This window comes from Flavobacterium macrobrachii (assembly GCF_014486675.1).
Classification (GTDB): Bacteria; Bacteroidota; Bacteroidia; order Flavobacteriales; family Flavobacteriaceae; genus Flavobacterium; species Flavobacterium macrobrachii.
On record NZ_JACTAC010000215.1, the window covers coordinates 1 to 292 of the forward strand.

The 292-nt window shown below is 49.7% G+C and carries 1 rRNA gene; it reads left to right on the top strand.

Annotated features, from left to right (window positions below):
- A 23S ribosomal RNA gene (locus tag IAI56_RS16020) occupies positions 1–292 on the top strand; the annotation flags it as partial.

Consider the following 292-nt stretch of genomic DNA (forward strand, 5'->3'; position numbering starts at 1 on the left):
CAGTGGAGGTCCGAACCGGTTGACGTTGAAAAGTCTTCGGATGACCTGTGGGTAGGGGTGAAAGGCCAATCAAACTCGGAAATAGCTCGTACTCCCCGAAATGCATTTAGGTGCAGCGCTGATAATAGTTATATAGAGGTAGAGCTACTGATTGGATGCGGGGGCTTCACCGCCTACCAATTCCTGACAAACTCCGAATGCTATATAATGTTTTACAGCAGTGAGGGCATGGGTGCTAAGGTCCATGTCCGAGAGGGAAAGAACCCAGACCATCAGCTAAGGTCCCCAAATG